16 protein-coding genes and 1 tRNA gene are annotated in these 21635 nt (G+C 61.4%); 4 read left to right on the forward strand and 13 right to left on the reverse strand.

Annotated features, from left to right (window positions below; all coding sequences use genetic code 11):
* Nucleotides 1–138 precede the first annotated feature (138 nt).
* The gene (locus tag NPS47_RS05570) at nt 139–984 is read left to right on the forward strand and encodes an alpha/beta hydrolase (RefSeq protein ID WP_274294078.1); all 846 of its coding nucleotides are present in this window, start codon (nt 139–141) and stop codon (nt 982–984) included.
* Here NPS47_RS05570 and NPS47_RS05575 read toward each other — a convergent pair whose 3' ends face one another.
* Nucleotides 985–1803 (reverse strand): helix-turn-helix domain-containing protein, encoded by an 819-nt coding sequence (locus tag NPS47_RS05575; RefSeq protein WP_274294079.1) that lies wholly within the window; start codon nt 1801–1803, stop codon nt 985–987.
* 176 nt (nt 1804–1979) lie between these two features.
* Between NPS47_RS05575 and NPS47_RS05580 the strand changes: the two genes are divergently transcribed.
* Both NPS47_RS05580 and NPS47_RS05585 read left to right on the forward strand, forming a co-directional pair.
* Nucleotides 1980–3422 carry an alanine/glycine:cation symporter family protein gene (locus tag NPS47_RS05580; protein ID WP_274294080.1) on the forward strand — a complete coding sequence of 481 codons (1443 nt, stop codon included), beginning with the start codon at nt 1980–1982 and terminating at the stop codon, nt 3420–3422.
* 1 nt (nt 3423) lies between these two features.
* On the forward strand, nt 3424–4416 hold the full coding sequence (locus tag NPS47_RS05585; protein WP_274294081.1) for an asparaginase: 993 nt from the start codon (nt 3424–3426) through the stop codon (nt 4414–4416).
* 4 nt (nt 4417–4420) lie between these two features.
* Here NPS47_RS05585 and NPS47_RS05590 read toward each other — a convergent pair.
* The 10 genes from NPS47_RS05590 to NPS47_RS05635 all read right to left on the reverse strand — a co-directional run bounded on the left by NPS47_RS05590 (nt 4421) and on the right by NPS47_RS05635 (nt 16409).
* Nucleotides 4421–4516: transfer RNA gene (locus tag NPS47_RS05590), tRNA-Sec, on the reverse strand.
* 6 nt (nt 4517–4522) lie between these two features.
* Nucleotides 4523–6442 (reverse strand): selenocysteine-specific translation elongation factor, encoded by a 1920-nt coding sequence (selB, locus tag NPS47_RS05595; RefSeq protein WP_274294082.1) that lies wholly within the window; start codon nt 6440–6442, stop codon nt 4523–4525.
* On the reverse strand, nt 6439–7860 hold the full coding sequence (gene selA / locus NPS47_RS05600) for an L-seryl-tRNA(Sec) selenium transferase (protein WP_274294083.1): 1422 nt from the start codon (nt 7858–7860) through the stop codon (nt 6439–6441). The genes selB and selA overlap by 4 nt, the downstream gene beginning before the upstream one ends.
* A gap of 133 nt (nt 7861–7993) precedes the next feature.
* The gene (gene fdhE, locus NPS47_RS05605) at nt 7994–8920 is read right to left on the reverse strand and encodes a formate dehydrogenase accessory protein FdhE (RefSeq protein ID WP_274294084.1); all 927 of its coding nucleotides are present in this window, start codon (nt 8918–8920) and stop codon (nt 7994–7996) included.
* Between the two features lie 4 nt (nt 8921–8924).
* The gene (locus NPS47_RS05610) at nt 8925–9578 is read right to left on the reverse strand and encodes a formate dehydrogenase subunit gamma (protein ID WP_274294085.1); all 654 of its coding nucleotides are present in this window, start codon (nt 9576–9578) and stop codon (nt 8925–8927) included.
* Nucleotides 9575–10525 carry a formate dehydrogenase subunit beta gene (fdxH, locus tag NPS47_RS05615; RefSeq protein WP_274294086.1) on the reverse strand — a complete coding sequence of 317 codons (951 nt, stop codon included), beginning with the start codon at nt 10523–10525 and terminating at the stop codon, nt 9575–9577. The genes NPS47_RS05610 and fdxH overlap by 4 nt, the downstream gene beginning before the upstream one ends.
* Nucleotides 10525–13590: a formate dehydrogenase-N subunit alpha gene (fdnG, locus tag NPS47_RS05620; protein WP_274294087.1), complete on the reverse strand. Its 3066-nt coding sequence runs from the start codon at nt 13588–13590 to the stop codon at nt 10525–10527. The genes fdxH and fdnG overlap by 1 nt, the downstream gene beginning before the upstream one ends.
* Before the next feature lie 235 nt (nt 13591–13825).
* Nucleotides 13826–14317 carry a hypothetical protein gene (locus NPS47_RS05625; RefSeq protein WP_274294088.1) on the reverse strand — a complete coding sequence of 164 codons (492 nt, stop codon included), beginning with the start codon at nt 14315–14317 and terminating at the stop codon, nt 13826–13828.
* Nucleotides 14318–14486: 169 nt separating this feature from the next.
* On the reverse strand, nt 14487–15005 hold the full coding sequence (locus NPS47_RS05630) for a single-stranded DNA-binding protein (protein ID WP_038606199.1): 519 nt from the start codon (nt 15003–15005) through the stop codon (nt 14487–14489).
* A gap of 9 nt (nt 15006–15014) precedes the next feature.
* Nucleotides 15015–16409: an MFS transporter gene (locus NPS47_RS05635; RefSeq protein WP_274294089.1), complete on the reverse strand. Its 1395-nt coding sequence runs from the start codon at nt 16407–16409 to the stop codon at nt 15015–15017.
* 129 nt (nt 16410–16538) lie between these two features.
* Here NPS47_RS05635 and uvrA point away from each other — a divergent pair, with 129 nt between their 5' ends.
* A complete protein-coding gene (gene uvrA, locus NPS47_RS05640) occupies nt 16539–19373 on the forward strand; it encodes an excinuclease ABC subunit UvrA (RefSeq protein WP_274294090.1) in 2835 nt (944 codons plus the stop codon).
* A 67-nt stretch (nt 19374–19440) separates the two neighbouring features.
* On the opposite strand, the gene bfr is transcribed toward uvrA, so the two are convergent.
* Together bfr and NPS47_RS05650 are read right to left on the reverse strand one after the other, a co-directional pair.
* Entirely contained in the window at nt 19441–19905 is a 465-nt protein-coding gene (gene bfr / locus NPS47_RS05645; RefSeq protein ID WP_038606192.1) for a bacterioferritin, read from the reverse strand.
* Between the two features lie 155 nt (nt 19906–20060).
* Nucleotides 20061–21509, reverse strand: coding sequence for a catalase (locus tag NPS47_RS05650; RefSeq protein WP_274294091.1), 1449 nt, complete (start codon nt 21507–21509; stop codon nt 20061–20063).
* Nucleotides 21510–21635: the final 126 nt, after the last annotated feature.

A 21635-nucleotide genomic window follows, 5' to 3' on the forward strand; every position in this document is an offset into this window, starting at 1 on the left:
ATTGAGGAAAGGGCACATTTTGCGTTTTCCGGCAGGGGAAGTCCAACGCTGGCCTAGCGAACGCCTTATCTACGCCAATCGGCAAACGGCCTATAATGCGCCCGACATAAGCATCCTCGGCTTCTCAAGGCGACGTCCATGGAACTTGAAGCGGCTTCAGCACAACGTTCAACCTGGCAATACGATGAGCCCAGCCCCGGCGCTGAGCGCTTCATCACCGAAACCTTCGACAGCTATCAGCAACAGGCCCGGCTACTGATCCCCGACCAGGAGCGTGCGGCGCCGCTGTTCGTTGTCGGCGGCGCGCGCTCGGACTTCACCCGCCTCAATCCCCTGCTCTACCGGCTGCAGGCATTGGGTATCGGCTCCCTGACCGCCAACCTGTCCGGGCATAGTCTAGCCAGCGAGCCGGGTGCGTTGGAACCATCACTGCGCACCAACCGTGAAGAAGCACTGCGTTTTCACCGGCATATCGCTGCGCGCTGCCAGACCGTGATCGGTCATAGCCTCGGCGCGTCCATCGCCTTGAAGCTGGCGGCGCAGCAACCGTCTGTGGATAAGTTGATCCTGATCTGCCCTGCCGTCTACCCCGACAACGCCCATGACGCACCCTTCGGCCCGGACTTCACCGCGGCAATCAGCAAGCCCTATGGCTTTCTCGACTGCGACAGTTTCGAGTTCCTGCGCCGGTTCCACGGCCGGGTGTTGCTGGTACTGGGTGAGTTCGACGGGCTCAACTCACAGACCCATGGCCAGGGCGCCGGTACATCAGCCGGCACCCTGTGGCTGGCGGGTGCCCAGCGCTACAGCCCAATCCCGGAAGAAGTCACCCGCTCGCTGCTCCAATCCGTGCCGCCTCCGCATCTGCAGTGTCTGTTGCTGTCAAACTGCGATCACGGCATCGCGGCACATTTGCGTGCATCGCCGCAGGTGGCGGATCAGGTGGCGCAGACCGTGGCGGAGTTCATCTTCGACGCCAGCTGATCATTCGATCTCGAACAGCCCGTTGCTGATCGGCCCGACGCTCAGGCGCTCGCGCACATCGTCATCGATACGCGGGTCGTCCGGGCGATACAGCTTCACCTGGCGGTAGGCGCTGATGCGGTTGATCTCGGTCCCCAGATACTCCCAGACCACCCGGGTGCACGCCGGGGTGCGCCGGTCGCCACTGGAAACCCCGGTTTTCAGGCCGTTCAAACGGGTGATGCGGCTCTTGAAGCTGGGGATCAGGATAGTCTGGCTCATCTCGTTCACCGTCAGCGACTCGTAGTCGATGAGAAACAGGCGATCCTGCAACTGGAACGCCGCACCCAGGTAGCGGCACCGTACCCAATCCTCGGCCTGCACATCGGTACTGCTGGAACGCTCCTGACGTTCCTGGCGTTCGAACAGGAAAGTGCCGCGCTCCTCGCGCAGGTGCACCAGTGACAGCAGGATCGAGCCCGGCACCGACATGCAGTTGGAATATTCGAAGTAATAACCGCAGTAACGCGACAGGTTGCCGCTCTGCTCGCGCAATGGCCGCAGCAGTTCGCTCAGCGGATCTTGTTGCGCAACGCTGACGCTGGCCGGGTTGCGCGCGCCGATCAAGCGGGCGAACTGCTCAGGCGGCAAACCCAGCTCGTAATCCTCGACACCGAAGAAATCGCCGATGCGCTTGAGGTTGAACGGCGTCGGCTGGCTCTGCCCGCTCAGGTACTTGTTGAACTGTGCCCGGTTGATCGACAGCTGCCGGCAAACCTCTGAGATAGAGCGGTAGTGACTGCAGGCGAGTTTGAGGTTGATGCCGAGGTTTTCGCTCATGCGCGTCGTTCCAGGTGATGCGATAGGCGCCAGTTTAGCATCAAGCCGCATCAACTCAGAGCAACCCGCGAAATTGTAACCATATTTATCTTGGCCAACCATGCGCCCCATGGATACGGCGCAACGGTGCCTGTCCGGTTGTCTTTCATGCAAAGAATAAGAATCGAGGTCACTCCATGCTCGAAGCACTCAACGATTTCCTTTCGGGGAAACTCCTCATCGTGCTGATCGTCGGACTCGGCGGTTATTTCACTATCCGCTCGCGTTTTGTCCAGTTCCGCCATTTCGGCCACATGTTCGGCGTGTTCAAGGAATCCCTGCGTGGCCAGGCTGGCCAGTTGAGCTCGTTCCAGGCCCTGATGCTGAGCCTGGCCGGCCGCGTCGGTGCCGGTAATATCGCCGGTGTCGGTATCGCGGTAACCCTCGGCGGCCCAGGTGCGGTGTTCTGGATGTGGGTCACTGCCCTGGTGGGTATGTCCAGCAGCTTTTTCGAATGCACCCTGGCCCAGGTCTACAAGCGTAGCGACAGCGACGGCCTGTACCGTGGCGGCCCGGCCTACTACATCCAGCATGGTCTGAAGCTCAAGACCATGGCGGTGGTGTTCTCCCTCCTGCTGCTGGTGACCTACGGCTTCGCCTTCAATGGCCTGCAGTCCTACACCGTGACCCACTCGCTGCAGAACGCCTTCGGTTTCGCACCCGAGCACACCGGCATCGCCCTGGCCGTGCTGCTGGCCATCGTGTTCCTCGGCGGCATCAAGCGCATCGCTGCAGTCTCCGACCTGCTGGTACCGGTCAAGACCCTGGCCTACATCGGCGTGACCCTGTACGTGATCGGCAGCCAGATCGAGCACGTCCCGGCCATGCTGGAAACCATCTTCAAGAGCGCCTTCGGTCTCGATCCGGCTTTCGGCGGCCTGCTCGGCAGCGCGATTGTCATGGGCGTGAAGCGTGGCGTGTTCGCCAACGAAGCAGGCCTGGGCAGTGCACCGAACGTCGCCGCCGTGGCTGCAGTGAAACACCCGGGCGCGCAGGGCGTGGTCCAGGCCTTCAGTGTGTTCCTCGACACCTTCGTGATCTGCACCTGTACCGCGCTGCTGATCCTGCTGTCCGGCTTCTACACCCCGGGTTTCGAAGGTGACGGTATCGTCCTGACCCAGAATTCCCTGGCCGCCGTAGTCGGTGACTGGGGCCGTCTGTTCGTCAGCGTGGCACTGTCGCTGTTCGTCTTCACCTGCATCCTCTACAACTACTACCTGGGCGAAACCAGCCTGCAGTTCCTGACCCGCAATCGCCTGGTGCTGCTGGGCTACCGCGCGCTGGTGCTGGCCCTGATCGTCTGGGGCTCGGTGCAGAACCTGTCCACCGTGTTCGCCTTTGCCGACATCACCATGACCTGCCTGGCCTTCGTCAACCTGATTGCCCTTGCCCTGCTGTTCAAGATCGGCCTGCGAGTAATGCGTGACTACGACGAGCAGCGCAAAGCCGGTATCAAGCAGCCGGTATTTGATGCCCGCAAGTTCAGCGATCTGGACCTGGATTTGCAGGCCTGGCCGGTCAATTCGCGGACTGAATCCAAGCCTGCCGCCAGCGCCGCTGTCGCGCAGCCGCAGAACTGACATGCGCGCCGTCAACAACCTGCTGGTTCTCTACACCGGCGGCACCATCGGCATGCTCGAAACCCCGCAAGGTCTGGCACCAGGCGGTGGCTTCGAGACGCGCATGCGCGATTACCTGGCGGCTCACCCCGAATCGCCAGGCATCCGCTGGACCTTGCGTGAACTGGCGCCGTTGCTCGACAGCGCCAACATGCAGCAGGCCAACTGGCTGGCGATGTGTGACGCGATTGTCGAAGCCGTGAAGAAGGATGGCCACGACGGCATCCTCGTCCTGCACGGCACCGACACCCTGGCCTACAGCGCAGCGGCCCTGTCATTCCTGTTGCTTGGGCTGGAAGTACCGGTGGTACTGACCGGTTCGATGCTGCCGGCTGGCGCCGCGGACAGCGATGCCTGGAGCAATCTGTGCGGCGCCTTGAGCCTGTTCGAGACGGGTGTCGAGAACGGCGTGCACCTGTATTTCGCCGGCCAGCTGTTGCATGGCGCGCGCGCCAGCAAACTGCGCAGCGAAGCCTTCGATGCCTTTGCCGCGCTCCCGCGTCATCGCGAGGGGCCGCGAGCCGAGCAGATTCCAGCGGTGCTCACCTATTGTCAGCCTCGTGTGGCGGTGAACCTGGCGGTATTGCCGGTCTATCCGGGGCTACAAGCGGCGCATGTGCGTGCGCTGATCGACAGTGGCGTCAAGGGCCTGGTGCTCGAATGCTACGGCAGCGGCACCGGCCCTTCCGACGATCAGGCCTTGCTCCAGGCCCTGGCTGATGCGCGCCAGCGCGGTGTGCTGACGGTCGCCATCAGCCAATGCCCGCAAGGCAGTGTGAGGTTCGATACCTATGCAGCGGGCAGCCGGCTACGTGGCACGGGCTTGGTCTCGGCCGGTGGCATGACCCGCGAAGCGGCGCTGGGCAAACTGTTCGCGCTGCTGGGTGCCGGGCTGGATGTGGAAACCGCGCAGCACTGGTTCGCTCTGGACCTGTGCGGGGAACGGGCGCAGTAGAAAATGGCGGAAGGCAGCGGGAGTCGAACCTGCCCGGGAACGGCTGCCGTCCCCAACCGGGTTTGAAGCCCGGCCGCGCCACCGGGCGCGATTACCTTCCTTGAACTCAATGCCCTGGCGAGTGTGCCAGGGCGTTGTCGCCACGCACCTGACGGCGGTCACCGATGCGCCGGGTCAGGCCGATGCGATCAAAATATTCCAGCACCTGAATGCTGCGCTTGCGGCCGATGCCCAGCACATCACGAAAGGCGGCCACCTGCACCACCGGATCGTCACTGGCCAGCTGCAAGAGCATAGCTGCCATTTGTCGGATTGTGGCGTCAGGATAGAACAGATCGCGCACCACCTGATGCACTTGGCCCAGACGTGCCAACTTGCGCAGCAACAATCGCACCTGCGCCTCCTCTTGCGCCAGCGACCTGGCCAGATCACGCACCCAAGGCGGATCGAATTGCCCCTGTTCAAGCAGCGGCTGCAACTGCTGCCATAGCGCCTCATCGGCCTCGCTCAGGCGTACCTGATGTTCGGGCAGGTGCAGCCAGGGGCCATTGCCAACAAGGGCGCCGCTGGCGAGCAACTCATCAAGCAAGCTGATAAAGGCCGGACGCTCCAGCGGCAAGGCGGCAAAGCGGCGCAACCGGTCCCGGTCGGGGCCGAGCTGATCGGGCTCCTGCTGGTGAAAATCTGCCAGCTTTTGCACTACCACCTGCTTCAGCCCCTGCCACCGTGCCGTGGTGAACAGCAACGGGCCCTGACGGGTAGCGATAACCTGGACATCTGCCGGTAATGTCCAGCTGCTACGCAGGCGGTTGAACTGACGCTCCAGGCGCTGCGGATCAAGGCCGACCTCATCGTTGGCCAGTAGCCCCGGCAAGGCCTGCTCGAGGCTGTCGACGCTGGCCAGCGCCTGCAACTGCGCCAGCCGCGTCTCGCTGCGCCGTTGGCGCGCCGGGGCAAAAGGATCAAGCACCCGGCCACCGCCAAGGGTGCGTTGCGCGCTATGGTCGCGCAACACCAGGCGGTCGCCGTGTACCGCCTGCAGCGGCGCGTTGAGCTGCAACTGGGCAAACATGCGGCCACCCGGGAGCAAAAACTCACCCTGCAACAAAGCCACCCGCGCGCTGACATCCTGGGTGCCCAGGTGCACATGCACCGGACTGAAATGGGTAAAGCTGCGAGCTTCACTGGCCAGCAGGTGCAGCTCGATATCCACGCGCTGGGTCGGCCCATGCAGCCATTCGGCAAGCAACCAGTCGCCACGGTGAATCTGCGCAAGTTCCAGGCGCTCGGCGCTGATGTTCAGCGCCACCCGCTGCCCCGCCCAGGCCTCGGCCACCGCCTGGTTCTGCGCATGCAGCCCGCGTACCCGCACCGGCTTTCCAGCCTTGCCCAGGAGCAAACTGTCGCCCAGCTGTACCTGACCATCGAGCGCGGTTCCGGTGACAACGATACCGGCGCCCGACACCGCGAACGCACGATCGATGGCCAGGCGAAAGCCACCTCGGCGACTGCGCTCACGAATCTCGCCCTGAGCATGGATCAAAGCCTGACGCAGGGCATCGACACCTTCGCCGGTCACGCTGGACAGCGGAAACTGAGGGGCGCCAGCATAGGAGCCGGCCTCCAGCAGGGTGCTGATTTGCGCCTGCACCTCGCGGACCCGACGCGGCTCGACGCGATCGCACTTGCTGATGGCCACCAGCAGGCGGGGAATCCCCAGCAACTGCACAATCGCCAGGTGTTCACGGGTCTGCGGCATCACCCCGTCATCTGCGGCCACCACCAGCACCAACAGATCGACACCCTGAGCACCGGCCAGCATGTTGTGGATAAACCGCTCGTGGCCCGGCACATCGATGAAACCGGTCGACGGCGCCCCCGCTTCCAGGCTGGCATAGCGATAGCCCAGGTCGATGGTCATGCCCCGTTCGCGCTCTTCCCGGCGCTGATCCCCCGCCTGGCCGGTCAGGGCTTCAAGCAACGAGGTCTTGCCATGGTCGATGTGCCCCGCGGTGCCGACAATCACCTGATCGTCTCCAGCAGCGGCAATTGCGCCAGCCAGGCTGGCTCATCATCCAGTTGCCGCAGGTCCAGCCACAGGGCGTCATCATCGATACGCCCAAGCACCGGAACCGGGAGATTGCGCAGCGCCTCCTCCAGCGTTCGCAAGCTGCGCCCGCGCAAACGCCTGGACAGCTGTGGACGCAGGCACAGGGCGGCACTGGGTAAACGGGCGACCGGCTGGCTGCCGCTGCCGATCATGCTCTGCGCCGGCATGGCGGCGACGCCCCAGTCTGCACCGAGTACCTGCCCGAGCAGCGGCGCCAGGCGCTCGGCCTGGGCGGCAATCTCAGACTGGGGACGGGTCAACAGCCGCAGGCTGGGCAGCCGTTCAGCCAGCAGGTCAGGGTTACGGTACAAGCCCAGTACGGCTTCCAGCGCGGCGAGAGTCAGCTTGTCGACCCTGAGCGCACGTTTGAGCGGGTTCTTCTTGATCTTCGCGATCAGCTCCTTGCTCCCGACGATGATCCCGGCCTGGGGGCCACCGAGCAGTTTGTCGCCACTGAAGGTGACGATGTCGGCACCGTCGGCCAGGGCCTGGCGCACCGTCGGTTCGGCGGGCAGCCCCCAGCGCGTGAGATCGAGCAAGCTGCCGCTGCCCAGATCCTCAAGCAACGGCAAGCTATGTTGGTGAGCCAGTTGCGCCAGCTCTCGAGTAGCAACCTGAGCAGTGAAACCCTGGATGCTGTAATTACTGCAGTGCACCCGCATCAACAGGCCGCTGCGCGGGCCGATGGCCGCTTCATAGTCGCGGGCGTGGGTACGGTTGGTGGTACCGACTTCATGCAGTTTGACTCCGGCGCGGGCCATGATGTCCGGAATACGGAAGGCGCCGCCGATCTCGATCAGTTCGCCACGGGAAATGATGCCTTCCTTGCGTGCGCCCAGACTGTTAAGCGCCAGCAAGACCGCCGCCGCATTGTTGTTGACCACCGTGACCGCCTCGGCGCCGGTCAGCTCACGGATCAGTCCTTCAATCAGGTCATCGCGGTCACCGCGCTTGCCGGTGGCCAGGTCGTATTCAAGGTTCAGCGGGTAGCGCGCCGCCATCTGCACCGCGTCGATGGCTTCCTCAGGCAGCAGCGCACGGCCAAGGTTGGTATGCAATACCGTGCCCGTGAGGTTGAACACCCGGCGTACCTGGCTGCGGTGCTGGGCGGCAAGCCGTTCGCCGGCGCGACCAGCCAATACCGGTGGCGCCAGCTCGACAGCGTCCAGTTGTCCCAGATGGGCAGGTTCGCGCAAGTCGTCAAGCAGCTGGCGCAAAGTAGCCAGTACGGCATCGCGACCATAGCGCTCGATCAGCGGCTGGCAGGCGGGGTCGCGCAACAGGGTATCGATAGAGGGCAGGCGTGTCGGCAGTTTGGCGAGGTTGGAGGGCATTAACGAGGTTACCTTCAACAGGGTGGACCAGATCGCGGGGCAAGCCCGCTCCCACAGGTGAAGGGGGCGCTCCTGTGGGAGCGGGCTTGCCCCGCGATGGCAGCGGCACAAAACCTGAGTGTAGACGCTAGGTTCACTCCCCTCCCGGCGCCAGCATCAGGTTCGGAGCCAGCCGCTGATAACCCTCCTGATCCAGACGCAAATCCAGCGCAAGGCTCGCCAGATCCGCAGACAGCGCCTCGGCATCAGCATCGCACTCCAGATAGATCTGCTTCAGGTAGCTCTTGCACCCCGGACAACACTCGGCGCGCAGCGGTGCCTTGCCAGCAGCATGGCGATCATCCTCGAGGTTGAAATAAGTCAGCCCCTTGCTCTGCTCGCAGTAGATACATTTGACCCGCACCACATGCCACTCACACGCACACAGCGAACACACCAGATAACGCAGGCCGTTGTACTTGCCACGATGACGGATCACCCCGGCCATCGGTGGCGACCCGCAGGCCGGGCATTGGCAAAGACTGTCGCCAGCCTTGAGCTCGGTGTTCGAAAGGCTCAGCAACCAATGGCTCCAGGCCGCCTGCAGCGCAGCCCCCAGAAACGGCACCAGGGCTGCTGGCACGGCGCTGAACTGCCCGGTCAGCAAGGCGATGCCCCAGAGCTTGCGCTGCTCGGCACTGGATGTGTTCAAGACGTTTACGGCCGCCAGCAATTCAGCGCTGGCCGGTGCCGGATAGCGCTGTAGCAACGCGTCAAGGTAAGACAGCCACTGCCCTTCACGCACCAGACTGTCAGCGGCCAGCGGCGGCAAGCCGTGCTCGACACACAAACGCTGACGCTCTGTCTCGGCAGGCACCGCGGCGGGGGGCTGGTCCATCAGGCTTTGCTGGACGCGGCACAGGTCGGCAACCAGGCGCAGGTAGTCCCCCAGGGCATTGCCCTCGGCGAGTTTCTCCAGACGCGCGGCGCGCAAGGCAAACAGGTTTGCTGGCGGCAGATAGAGAAACGGCGGCGTGCTGGCCGCCGCTTCGATCTGCCCAGGTTCAAGAATGGTGCTCAAGTGGTCATCCTTTTTTACCGATCTGCGAGTCCGGCGGATCCTCGCGGGTCACTTCCCGATACCATAGCTCATGGTGTTTTTTCGCCCAGGCGCGACTGACCCAGCCATGCAGCATGGCGCTGACCGAGCCCTTGATCCAGACCCCGGCGTAGATGTGGATAATGATGCTCAGCACCAGCACGAAAGCGGCCAGCGCGTGCAGCAACGTCGCCAGGCGAATCGAGCCGATACCGAAGTACTGGCTGAACCAGGCGCGCCAGATCACCACGCCACTGAGCAACAGCACCAGCATGCACAGCAACAGGGTCCAGAACAGCAGCTTCTGCCCGGGGTTGTACTTGCCGATGGGCGGCACGCCCTCCTCTTCGTTGCGCATTACCCGGTCGATACGCCTGAGCCACAAACGATCATTGGCGATAAAGAAATTCGCCCGCCAGAAGCGCAGCACCAGAAACAGGAAGAACACGAACATCAACACGCCAATGAACGGGTGCAAGATGCGTGTCCACGGCCCGCCGCCGAACAGATGGCTGAGCCAGAACAGCGCCGGGTGAAACAGCGCCAGCCCCGACAATGCCGCCATGATGAACAGGATCGCCACCAGCCAGTGGTTGGTGCGTTCGTTGGCGTTGTAGCGCAGGATGGGTTTGTCTTTCATGGCCGCTCCTCCCCTTGCCCACCCGGCTTGTGCGGGTCATACACATGCACCGCCGGATCGACCACATGCACGCTGGTGTCCGGCGCACTCGGGTGCTCGTCCTCCTCGACCCGGTTCGGGCCAATACGCACATAATGGAAGAACCCGGCCAGCACCGCCGCGCCCATGGCCAGCAGTGCCAACGGTTTGCTGATCCCTTTCCACAACCCCACCAGCGGGCTGATCACCGGCTGGTCCGGCAGGCCGGCATACAGCTTCGGTTGATCGGCGTGGTGCAGCACGTACATCACATGGGTGCCACCGACGCCATCGGGGTCATACAAACCGGCGTTGTCGAACCCCCGCGATTTGAGGTCGACAATGCGTTCGGCGGCATGCTCCTTCATGTCCTCCTTGCTGCCGAACACGATCGCACCGGTCGGGCAGGTCTTCACACAGGCGGGCTCCAGCCCCACCGCGACGCGATCGGAGCACAAGGTGCACTTGTAGGCTTTGTGATCCTTCTGCGAAATCCGCGGAATGTTGAACGGGCAACCGGTAATGCAGTAACCGCAGCCGATGCAGTGGTCCTGGTTGAAGTCGACGATGCCGTTGGCATGCTTGATGATCGCGCCGGGGCTCGGACAGGCCTTCAGACAACCTGGATCGGCGCAGTGCATGCAGCCGTCCTTGCGGATCAGCCACTCCAGATTACCGTCGGCATTTTCGTGCTCGGTGAAGCGCATCAGGGTCCAGGTCTCGGCCCCCAGGTCATGCGGGTTATCGTACGTGCCGTAACTGTGCCCCACCTCGTCGCGCAACTCGTTCCATTCCGAACACGCCACCTGGCAGGCTTTGCAACCGATGCACTTGGTGGTGTCGATCAGCTTGGCCACTTCCTCCTGCTGGCGGATCGACGGCGGCGCCGTGGTGGTGGCCGAACGGGCGATGATGTCTTGGCTAGCCATCAGATTTTCTCCACGTTGACCAGGAACGACTTCGATTCCGGGGTTTGCGTATTGCCGTCACCGAGGAACGGCACCAGGGTGTTGGTCAGGTAGCCGTGCCGGGTCACCCCGGTAAAGCCCCAGTGCAGCGGAATGCCGATCTGGTGCACAGTCTGGTTGTTGACCTGCAACGGCCGAATCCGCTTGGTCACCACCGCTACCGCCTCGATATGCCCACGCTTGCTGGAGACGCGCACCCGGTCGCCTGCGGCAATGCCTTTCTCCTTGGCCAGCACCTCGCCGATTTCGACGAACTGCTCCGGCTGGGTCACGGCGTTGATCGGACAATGCTTGGTCCAGAAGTGGAAGTGCTCCGTCAGCCGGTACGTGGTTGCAGCGTAGGGGAAGTCCTTGGCTTGCCCCAGGGTGTCCCATACCGAATCGAACACCCTTCCTGCCGGGTTGCTAGTGGCCTTCTTGTTGTTCGGGTGCAACGGGTTGACCCCGATAGGTGTCTCGAACGGTTCGTAATGCTCGGGGAACGGGCCTTCGGCCATCTTGTCCAGGGCAAAGAAGCGCGCCACGCCCTCAGGGTTCATGATGAACGGGTTCATCCCCGCTTCCGGTGCCACGTCGGCCTTGAAGTCGGGCACGTCGGTGCCGCCCCAGGCCTTGCCGTTCCACCACACCAGCCGCTTGTTCGGCGACCAGGGGTTACCCTGTACATCTGCCGAGGCGCGGTTGTAGAGAATCCGCCGGTTGGCCGGCCAGGCCCAGGCCCAACCGAGGTTCTGCTTCATGCCGAACGGGTCGGCGTTGTCGCGCCGGGCCATCTGGTTGCCCTGCTCGGTCCAGCTGCCACAGAAGATCCAGCAACCGGAGGCGGTACTGCCATCGTCCTTGAGCTGGGCGAATGCGGCCAGTTGCTGCCCGGCCTTGATGGTCGCGCCACTGGCATCAGTGACATCGGCCACCGCGTAACCGCTGAACTCCTTGGCGATTTCTTCCGGTGTTGGCTCGTGCGGTACCTTGTACGGCCAGTTGAGCTTGAGGATCGACTCGGCCCAGGCACCACCTTCGCGCTGGTAACGCTCACGAAGGCGCAGGAACAGCGCGCTCATGATCCACACGTCGGTACGGGCCTGACCCGGCCCATCTGCGCCCTTCCAGTGCCATTGCAGCCAGCGGCTGCTGTTGACCAGCGAACCGTCTTCCTCGGCAAAGCAGGTCGTGGGCAGACGAATGACTTCGGTTTGCACATTCGCCGTATCGACATCGTTGTACGGCCCGGCATTGCGCCAGAATTCCGAGGTCTCGGTGGCCAGCGGGTCCATCACCACCAGCCACTTCAATTTGCTCAGCGCGGCAGTGACACGGTTCTTGTCAGGCAAGGCGGCAATCGGGTTGAAGCCCTGGCAGAAGTAACCGTTGACCTGCTCTTTGGCCATCATGTCGAACATCTTCAACACGTCGTAGCCCGGGATATCCAGCTTCGGCAGGTAATCAAAGCCCCAATGGTTCTCGGCGGTGGCGTTGGCGCCATACCAGGCCTTCATCAGGCTGACATGGAACTTGCCGTAGTTCTGCCAGTAGGACAACTGCCCCGGTCGCAGTGGCTTCGGCGCGCGCTTGGCGATATAGGTGTCGTAGTCCTGCTCGGCATCCGACGGCAGGGTCAGGTAGCCCGGCAGCAGGTTGGACAACAGGCCCAGGTCCGTCAGCCCCTGGATGTTGGAGTGACCGCGCAGGGCGTTGACCCCGCCACCGGGCATGCCGACGTTGCCCAGCAGCAACTGGACCATGGCCGCGCTGCGGATGATCTGCGAACCGATCGAGTGCTGGGTCCAACCCAGGGCATAGAGGATCGTCATGGTCTTGCCCGGTTGCGAGCAGGTGGCGATCTCTTCCCAGACCTTGCGCATGCTGTCCACCGGCATGCCACAGATCTGGCTGGCCAGCTCCGGCGTGTAGCGGCTGTAATGCTGCTTCATCAGTTGATAGACGCAGCGCGGATCCTGCAGGGTCGGGTCGACCTTGGCAAAGCCGTCTTCACCCAGCTCGTAACCCCAGCCGGACTTGTCGGTGTAGCTGCGCTTGTCGGCGTCGTAGCCGCTGAACAGACCGTCTTCAAAGCTGAAACCTGCTTTGACGATGAACGACACGTCGGTGTAGTTGCGCACGTACTCGTGCTGAATCTTGTCTTCGGTCAGCAGGTAATTGATCAGCCCGCCCATGAAGGCGATATCCGTACCGGTACGGATCGGCGCGTAATAGTCGGCCACCGAAGCGGTTCGGGTAAAACGCGGGTCGACCACGATCAGCCGGGCCTGGTTGTGCGCCTTGGCCTCGGTCACCCATTTGAAGCCACAGGGGTGGGCTTCTGCAGCGTTGCCACCCATCACCAGGATCAGATTCGCGTTGGCGATATCGGTCCAGTGATTGGTCATGGCTCCACGGCCGTACGTCGGGGCAAGACTTGCCACCGTCGGGCCATGTCAGACACGTGCCTGGTTATCGAACCCCAGCATGCCCAGACTGCGAACGACCTTGTGAGTCATGTAGCCGGCTTCGTTGGAGGAAGCCGAGGCGGCCAGAAAGCCTACGCTCAGCCAGCGATTGACCGTCTGGCCCTGGGCGTTTTTCTCGATGAAGTTGGCGTCTCGGTCGGTCTTCATCAGATCGGCAATACGATCGAGCGCCTCATCCCAGGACACCCGCGTCCACTCTTTGCTGCCCGGCTTGCGCACCTGCGGGTACTTCAGGCGGTTGGGGCTGTGGATAAAGTCGAGCAGACCGGCGCCTTTCGGGCACAGCGTGCCGCGGTTCACCGGGTGGTCGGCATCGCCTTCGATATGGATGATGTTCTGTGCAACGTTCTTGGCCGCATCGCCCTGGCTGTACATGATCAAACCACAGCCGACGGAGCAATAAGGACAGGTGTTGCGGGTTTCTTTGGTATGCGCCAGCTTGAAGTGACGCACCTGCTCGGCGAAGGCCGGTGTCGGGGCCATGCCCAACGCAGCCAGGCTCGAACCTCCAAGGCCGATCGCGGCGACCTTGAAGAACTGCCGACGGTTGAGATCCATCGTGCACTCCTGATCAGGTGATGGACGCGCGGGACGTTGCCGGCGTCTCTTGAACGATCACGGTGGCGACTTTTACTGCAGGCGCCAGTTGATACTGTAGTCAAGATTTCTGAATCAGGGATGAAAAATGGCCACCATTGCTGCACACCAGCCTCGAAGGGCTATGACCTGCCTAGGGCGATCAGCAGCACGTATGGAGCGGCCACCGACTGCAGTAGCTACTGAACGGTGACTTTCACCCACTGGAAGCAGTTTCAGCAGACGCTGTACGGGAAAGATGGAAAGTATTTTCACCCTTATACTCAGCAACGATTTTCTCATTCAACTCAGTGGAATCCGGACATACAACTGAATAGTAATGAAGTAAATACGCCTCTGGCGTCATTACTGTTTCAGGTTTCAAAGTCCAGCTTGTGATACCGATAATAATGGCGCCAAGGCTGAATATCGGCCCAGGATACAGTTGAATAAACTGGATAAACGTTGGGCCTCTCAACATACTGACCATTACCGTCGACGGCCCGAAGATAAGGGTCAAAAACCCAACCAGACAAAGAACTGCACCAATCAAAAACCCGATAAAGCTGAGAAAGCCCGCTGGCTCTCCGAGTTTTTTCGATTCTATGTGAGCGGAATAGTCATCAGAGAATGTTTCAACTACGTAGTCTCCTGGCAAGGAGCCCACCATGACTTCCCACTTCAGATTTTTACTTTCACTCTCTTGCATTTCATCCTCCTGAATAAATTTCGGGACGGATTCTAACGAATGCAAGATCGCCAAAAAAACCTAAACCATGGCAAAACAAAAAAATCAGAATTTTCTTACCGCGAAAAACGAAAAAGCCCCTGACCTTATAGGTTAGGGGCTTTTGAAACCAACTTCACAACGTTCTAAATCAGAACGGAATATCGTCATCAAAGCTGTCGAAATCCGGAGCTGGCTGCGGTGCGGCCTGTTGCGGCGCCGGGCGCTGCTGCGGTGCCGACTGCTGTGGACGCGGGGCCTGTTGGCGAGGCGCCTGGTTGTAGTTGTTGCCACCACCCTGAGGCTGAGAACCATCCTGGTTCTGCGGACGACCGCCGAGCAGCTGCATGGTGCCCTGCATGTCGACGATGATTTCAGTGGTGTAACGCTTGATGCCGTCTTTTTCCCACTCGCGGGTCTGCAGTTTGCCTTCGATGTAGACCTGCGAACCTTTACGCAGGTACTCGCCAGCGATCTCGGCAACTTTGCCGAACATCGAAACGCGGTGCCACTCGGTGCGCTCGACCTTCTGGCCGGTTTGCTTGTCGGTCCACTGCTCGCTGGTAGCCAGGCTCAGGTTGGTCACGGCGTTACCGTTGGGCAGGTAGCGGACTTCGGGATCCTGACCGCAAGTACCGACCAGAATGACTTTGTTAACCCCACGGGCCATAACGTTCTCCTAGGCTTCGCACGCTGCGGAGGCCGGGTTTACCAGGCGCTCCAGGGTCGTGCGATCCAAAATTTGTGTATCAAGTTTGATATAGATGGCGGACTCATCGGCCACCACCACTGCGTCGGTCACACCCGGTACGGCCAACAGCCGCTCGGTCAGTCCCGCTTCGCGGACCGCCTCGGCCGACAACGGCATACGCAGGCTGGTCACGTACGGCGGCTCACGCATGCTCAGGGCAACGATCCACCACACGGTACACAAGGCTGCGCAGCCCAGGAACACCGTGCTCAGGCCTCCGTGCTGGAACAACCAGCCACCGAGAATTCCTCCCAGCGCGGCGCCAAGGAACTGGCTGGTGGAGTACACCCCCATGGCCGTGCCCTTGCCGCCGGCGGGCGACACCTTGCTCACCAGCGAAGGCAAGGATGCCTCCAGCAGGTTGAAGGCAGTAAAGAATATCACGGTGCCGATCACCAGTTCGTGCAAGTTGTCTGCCGACAGCCAGAAGTACAGCTCGGTCAGCACCAAAACACTGACCGCACCCAGCAGGACACGTTTCATCTTGCGCTTTTTTTCGCCATAGATGATGAACGGGATCATTGCAAAAAATGAGACCAGCAAGGCGGTCAGGTACACCCACCAGTGCTCTTCCTTGGGCAGGCCGCCACGCTCGACCAGCGCCAGGGGCAAGGCAACGAAGCTGGCCATCAGGATCGCATGCAGAACGAAGATGCCGACATCCAGGCGCAGCAGGTCGGGATGCCGCAAGGTCGGCCCCAGGGCCTGCTTGGCGACGCCCGACTCGCGGTGTTGCAAGGCGCCGTGGGACGCCGGCACGACGAAGGCGATCAGGGCGATGCCGACCACCGCCAGGCCGGCTGTGGCCAGGAACAGCCCGGACAAGCCGAAGGCACGGGTCAGCAAGGGGCCAACCACCATGGCCACGGCAAACGACAAACCGATGCTCATGCCGATCATAGCCATGGCTTTGGTCCGGTGTTGCTCGCGGGTCAGGTCCGAAAGCAGCGCCATCACTGCCGCCGAAATCGCCCCGGCACCTTGCAGGATACGTCCGGCAATCACCCCCCAGATCGAATCGGCCTGAGCCGCCAGCACGCTGCCCAGGGCAAAGATCACCAGGCCCAGGTAAATCACCGGACGACGACCGATGCGATCGGAAATGACCCCGAACGGAATCTGCAGGAATGCCTGGGTCAGGCCATAGGCACCAATGGCCAGGCCAATCAGCGCCGGAGTGGCACCAGCCAGGTCCATGCCATAGGTCGCCAACACCGGCAGGACCATGAACATGCCCAGCATACGGAAGGCGAACACCAGGGCCAGGCCGCCTGCGGCGCGGGTTTCGCTGCCGCTCATGCGTTCGCTGTGGGGATCGTGCATGGATAAACCTCGTGTGAACCGGCGGCGATTCTACCAGTCCGATCGCGTAACGGCATATACGTGACGCTTTGCCGCGTACTGGCAGGGAGCCGTATACTCAACTGTTTATGCCCGCCAAGCGAGGCCGCAGTGGACAAGATCCTGATTCGTGGGGCACGAACCCACAACCTGAAGAACATCGACCTGACCCTGCCCCGGGACAAGCTGATTGTTATCACCGGCCTGTCCGGTTCCGGCAAGTCGTCACTGGCCTTCGATACTCTGTACGCCGAAGGTCAGCGCCGCTACGTCGAATCGCTGTCGGCGTACGCCCGGCAGTTCCTGTCGATGATGGAAAAACCTGACGTCGACACCATCGAAGGTCTGTCGCCGGCGATTTCCATCGAACAGAAATCGACCTCGCACAACCCGCGCTCGACTGTCGGCACCATCACCGAGATCTATGACTACCTGCGCCTGCTCTACGCCCGCGTCGGTACCCCGCGCTGCCCGGACCACGACATCCCGCTGGAGGCGCAGACCGTCAGCCAGATGGTCGACCTGGTGCTGGCCCAGCCCGAAGGCAGCAAACTCATGCTGCTGGCCCCGGTGATTCGCGAGCGCAAGGGCGAGCACCTGGCCGTCTTCGATGAACTGCGTGCCCAGGGCTTCGTCCGTGCCCGGGTCAACGGCAAGTTGTTCGAACTCGATGAACTGCCCAAGCTGGATAAACAGAAGAAACACACCATCGAAGTGGTAGTCGACCGCTTCAAGGTCCGCGAAGACCTGCAGCAGCGCCTGGCCGAATCCTTCGAGACCGCGCTGAAACTGGCCGACGGTATCGCCCTGGTGGCCTCGATGGACGACGAGCCGTTCGAGGAGATGATCTTCTCGGCACGCTTCGCCTGCCCGATCTGCGGTCATGCCATCAGTGAGCTGGAACCCAAGCTGTTCTCCTTCAACAACCCGGCGGGCGCCTGCCCGACCTGTGACGGGCTGGGGGTCAAACAGTTCTTCGACACCAAGCGTCTGGTCAATAGCGAGCTGACCCTGGCCGAAGGTGCAATTCGCGGCTGGGACCGGCGTAACGTCTATTACTTCCAGATGCTTGGCTCACTGGCCGCGCACTATGATTTCAGCCTCGAAGTGCCCTTCGGCGAACTACCGGCCGAACAGCAGAAAGTCATCCTGCACGGCAGCGGCAAGCAGAACGTTGATTTCAAATACCTCAACGACCGCGGCGACATCGTCAAGCGCTCGCACCCGTTCGAAGGCATCGTGCCGAACCTGGAGCGCCGCTACCGCGAGACCGAGTCGGCGACCGTGCGCGAAGAGCTGGCCAAGTTCCTCAGCACCCAGCCCTGCCCGGATTGCCGTGGCACGCGCTTGCGCCGTGAGGCGCGACACGTCTGGGTCGGCGAAAAGACCCTGCCGGCGGTAACCAACCTGCCAATCGGCGATGCCAGCACCTACTTCGGTGGCCTGAAGCTGACCGGCCGTCGCGGTGAAATTGCCGACAAGATCCTCAAGGAAATCTGTGAGCGCCTGCAGTTCCTGGTCAATGTCGGCCTCGACTACCTGACCCTCGACCGTAGCGCCGATACCCTGTCCGGCGGTGAAGCCCAGCGTATCCGTCTGGCCAGCCAGATCGGTGCCGGCCTGGTCGGGGTGATGTACATCCTCGATGAGCCGTCCATCGGCTTGCACCAACGCGACAATGACCGCCTGCTGGCTACCCTCAACCACCTGCGCGATATCGGCAACACGGTCATCGTGGTTGAACACGACGAAGATGCCATTCGCCTGGCCGACTATGTCGTGGATATCGGCCCGGGTGCCGGCGTGCATGGCGGGCAGATCGTCGCCGAAGGCACACCAGCCGATGTCATGGCCCATCCTGATTCGCTGACCGGCAAATATCTGTCCGGGCGGGTGAAAATTGCCGTACCGGCCAAGCGCACGCCGCGCAACAAGAAGCTTTCGCTCAAGCTCAAGGGCGCACGCGGCAACAACCTGCAGAATGTCGACCTGGATATCCCGATCGGCCTGCTGACCTGCGTGACCGGTGTTTCCGGCTCGGGCAAGTCGACCCTGATCAACAACACGCTGTTCCCCCTCAGTGCCACGGCCCTGAATGGCGCCAGTACCCTCGAGGCGGCGCCACACGACAGCTGTGACGGCCTGCAGCACCTGGACAAGGTCGTCGATATCGACCAGAGCCCGATCGGCCGTACACCACGCTCGAACCCGGCGACCTACACTGGCCTGTTCACCCCGATCCGTGAGCTGTTCTCCGGTGTGCCGGAATCCCGTTCTCGCGGCTACGGCCCGGGGCGCTTCTCCTTCAACGTCAAAGGTGGACGTTGCGAGGCCTGCCAGGGCGACGGCCTGATCAAGGTCGAGATGCACTTCCTGCCGGACATCTACGTGCCTTGCGACGTGTGCAAGAGCAAGCGTTACAACCGCGAAACCCTGGAGATCAAGTACAAGGGCAAGAACATCCACGAGGTGCTGGAAATGACCATCGAGGAAGCCCGCGAGTTCTTCGACGCGGTGCCGGCGCTGGCGCGCAAACTGCAGACGCTGATGGATGTCGGCCTGTCCTACATCAAACTGGGGCAGTCGGCGACCACCCTCTCCGGTGGCGAAGCGCAGCGGGTCAAGTTGTCTCGCGAGCTGTCCAAGCGTGATACCGGCAAGACCCTGTACATCCTCGACGAGCCGACCACCGGCCTGCACTTTGCCGACATCCAGCAGTTGCTCGATGTATTGCACCGTTTGCGCGATCACGGCAACACCGTGGTGGTGATCGAGCACAACCTGGACGTGATCAAGACTGCCGACTGGATCGTCGACCTGGGGCCTGAGGGCGGCTCCAAGGGTGGGCAGATCATTGGTTGCGGTACACCGGAAGAAGTCGCCGAGATGAAGCAGTCGTATACCGGTTACTACCTCAAACCGCTGTTGGAGCGTGACCGGGCCTGAATCAGGCCCGTTTCAACAGAAACAAAAAAGCCCCGCACTGGCGGGGCTTCTTTTTGTTCCGGGAAAATTACATCTGCGACTGCAGGTAATTCTCGAGGCCGATGGACTTGATCAGGCCTTGCTGCTTTTCCAGCCAGTAGGTGTGATCTTCTTCGGTGTCGGCCAACTGCAAGCGCAGGATGTCACGGCTGATGTAGTCCTTGTGCAGTTCACACAGCTCGATGCCTTTGCACAGTGCGGCGCGCACCTTGTATTCCAGGCGCAGGTCGGCTGCGATCATTTCCGGCACGGTTGCACCTACGTCCAGATCATCCGGGCGCATGCGTGGAGTGCCTTCGAGCATGAGGATACGACGCATCAGGGCATCAGCGTGCTGGGTCTCTTCTTCCATCTCGTGGTTGATACGCTCGTAGAGCTTGCTCAAGCCCCAGTCTTCGTACATCCGCGAGTGGATGAAATATTGGTCACGTGCCGCCAGTTCGCCCGTCAGCAACGTGTTGAGATAATCGATTACGTCCGGGTGACCTTGCATCGCCCTGCCTCTCCCTGTGTGAAAGTTATAGTTTGAACCAGGATGCCCGGAAGGTCACTTGGAATCGGGCATAAATGTGCAAAAAAGCGGGTAAACAGTAGTGATATTCATTGAAAAACCGCCCAAATGAGGGCGGTTCTTTTTATCACTTCGACTTAGGCGAGATTTATGCCCAAAGCCTTGGCAATCCCTTCTCCATAGGCCGGATCGGCCTTGAAGAAGTGCTGCAACTGACGTTGGACGACCTCTTCGGAAACCCCGGCCATGGCTCCGGCAATGTTGTTGATCAACAGGGCCTTCTGTTCGGCATTCATCAAGCGGAACAGTGCACCGGCGTGGCTGTAGTAATCGGTGTCTTCGCGATGATCGTAACGATCAGCCACACCGTTCAACTCCAGAGCGGGCTCGGCGTACTGCGGCGCCTGCTTCGGCGCATTGCCATAACTGTTCGGTTCGTAGTTAGGTGCTGCACCACCGTTGCTGCCAAACGCCATGCTGCCATCACGCTGGTAGGTGTTCACCGGGCTGCGTGGGGCGTTCACCGGCAATTGCTGATGGTTGGTACCAACGCGATAGCGGTGGGCATCTGCATAGGCGAATACGCGGCCCTGGAGCATACGATCCGGCGACAAACCGACACCTGGAACCATATTGCTCGGCCCGAATGCAGCCTGTTCGACTTCGGCGAAGTAGTTGAGCGGGTTGCGGTTCAGCTCCAGCTCACCGATTTCGATCAACGGGTAATCCTTCTGCGACCAGGTCTTGGTCACGTCAAAGGGGTTCTCGTCGCGGCTGGCTGCCTCTTCTTCACTCATCACCTGGATGCACACCGCCCATTTTGGGAAGTCGCCGCGCTCGATGGCTTCGAACAGGTCGCGCTGAGCGTAATCAGGATCAGTACCCGCCAGGCGCGCCGCCTCAGCAGGCGCCAGGTTCTTGATGCCCTGCTTGGTCTTGAAGTGCCATTTGACCCAGGTGCGCTGACCCTGAGCATTGATCAAGCTGTAAGTGTGGCTGCCGAAACCGTGCATGTGACGGTAGCCGTCTGGAATGCCCCGATCAGAGAACAGGATGGTGACCTGGTGCAGCGCCTCAGGCGAATGCGACCAGAAGTCCCACATCGCCTGCGCACTTTTCAGGTTACTTTGCGGCAGACGTTTCTGGGTGTGGATAAAGTCGGGGAATTTCAGCGGATCACGAATGAAGAACACCGGGGTGTTGTTACCTACGATGTCCCAGTTGCCTTCCTCGGTATAGAACTTCAGGGCGAAACCCCGCGGATCACGCTCGGTATCCGCCGAGCCACGCTCGCCACCGACCGTGGAGAAACGCAGGAAGGTTTCGGTCTGCTTGCCGACAGCGCTAAACAGCTTGGCGTAACTGTACTGGGTGATATCCCGGGTTACCGTGAAGGTGCCATAAGCTCCCGAACCCTTGGCGTGTACACGGCGCTCTGGGATGTTCTCACGGTTGAAGTGGGCAAGCTTTTCAAGCAGGTGGAAGTCATCCAGCAACAACGGCCCCCGCGGCCCTGCGGAGCGCGAGTTCTGGTTGTCGGCAACCGGTGCACCGCTGGCGGTGGTCAGTGTCTTGGTCTGGCTCATGCGCTATCTCCCTATCGGTCCTTTCGGTCTCAAACTGCCGGCTAATCGGCCTGGAATGAGTATCGACGAGAACTGTGACAGCAACAAATTCATTACCTGACTTGGATCAATAGATTGTTTCAATAC

This window comes from Pseudomonas putida (genome assembly GCF_028682475.1).
Classification (GTDB): Bacteria; Pseudomonadota; Gammaproteobacteria; order Pseudomonadales; family Pseudomonadaceae; genus Aquipseudomonas; species Aquipseudomonas putida_AG.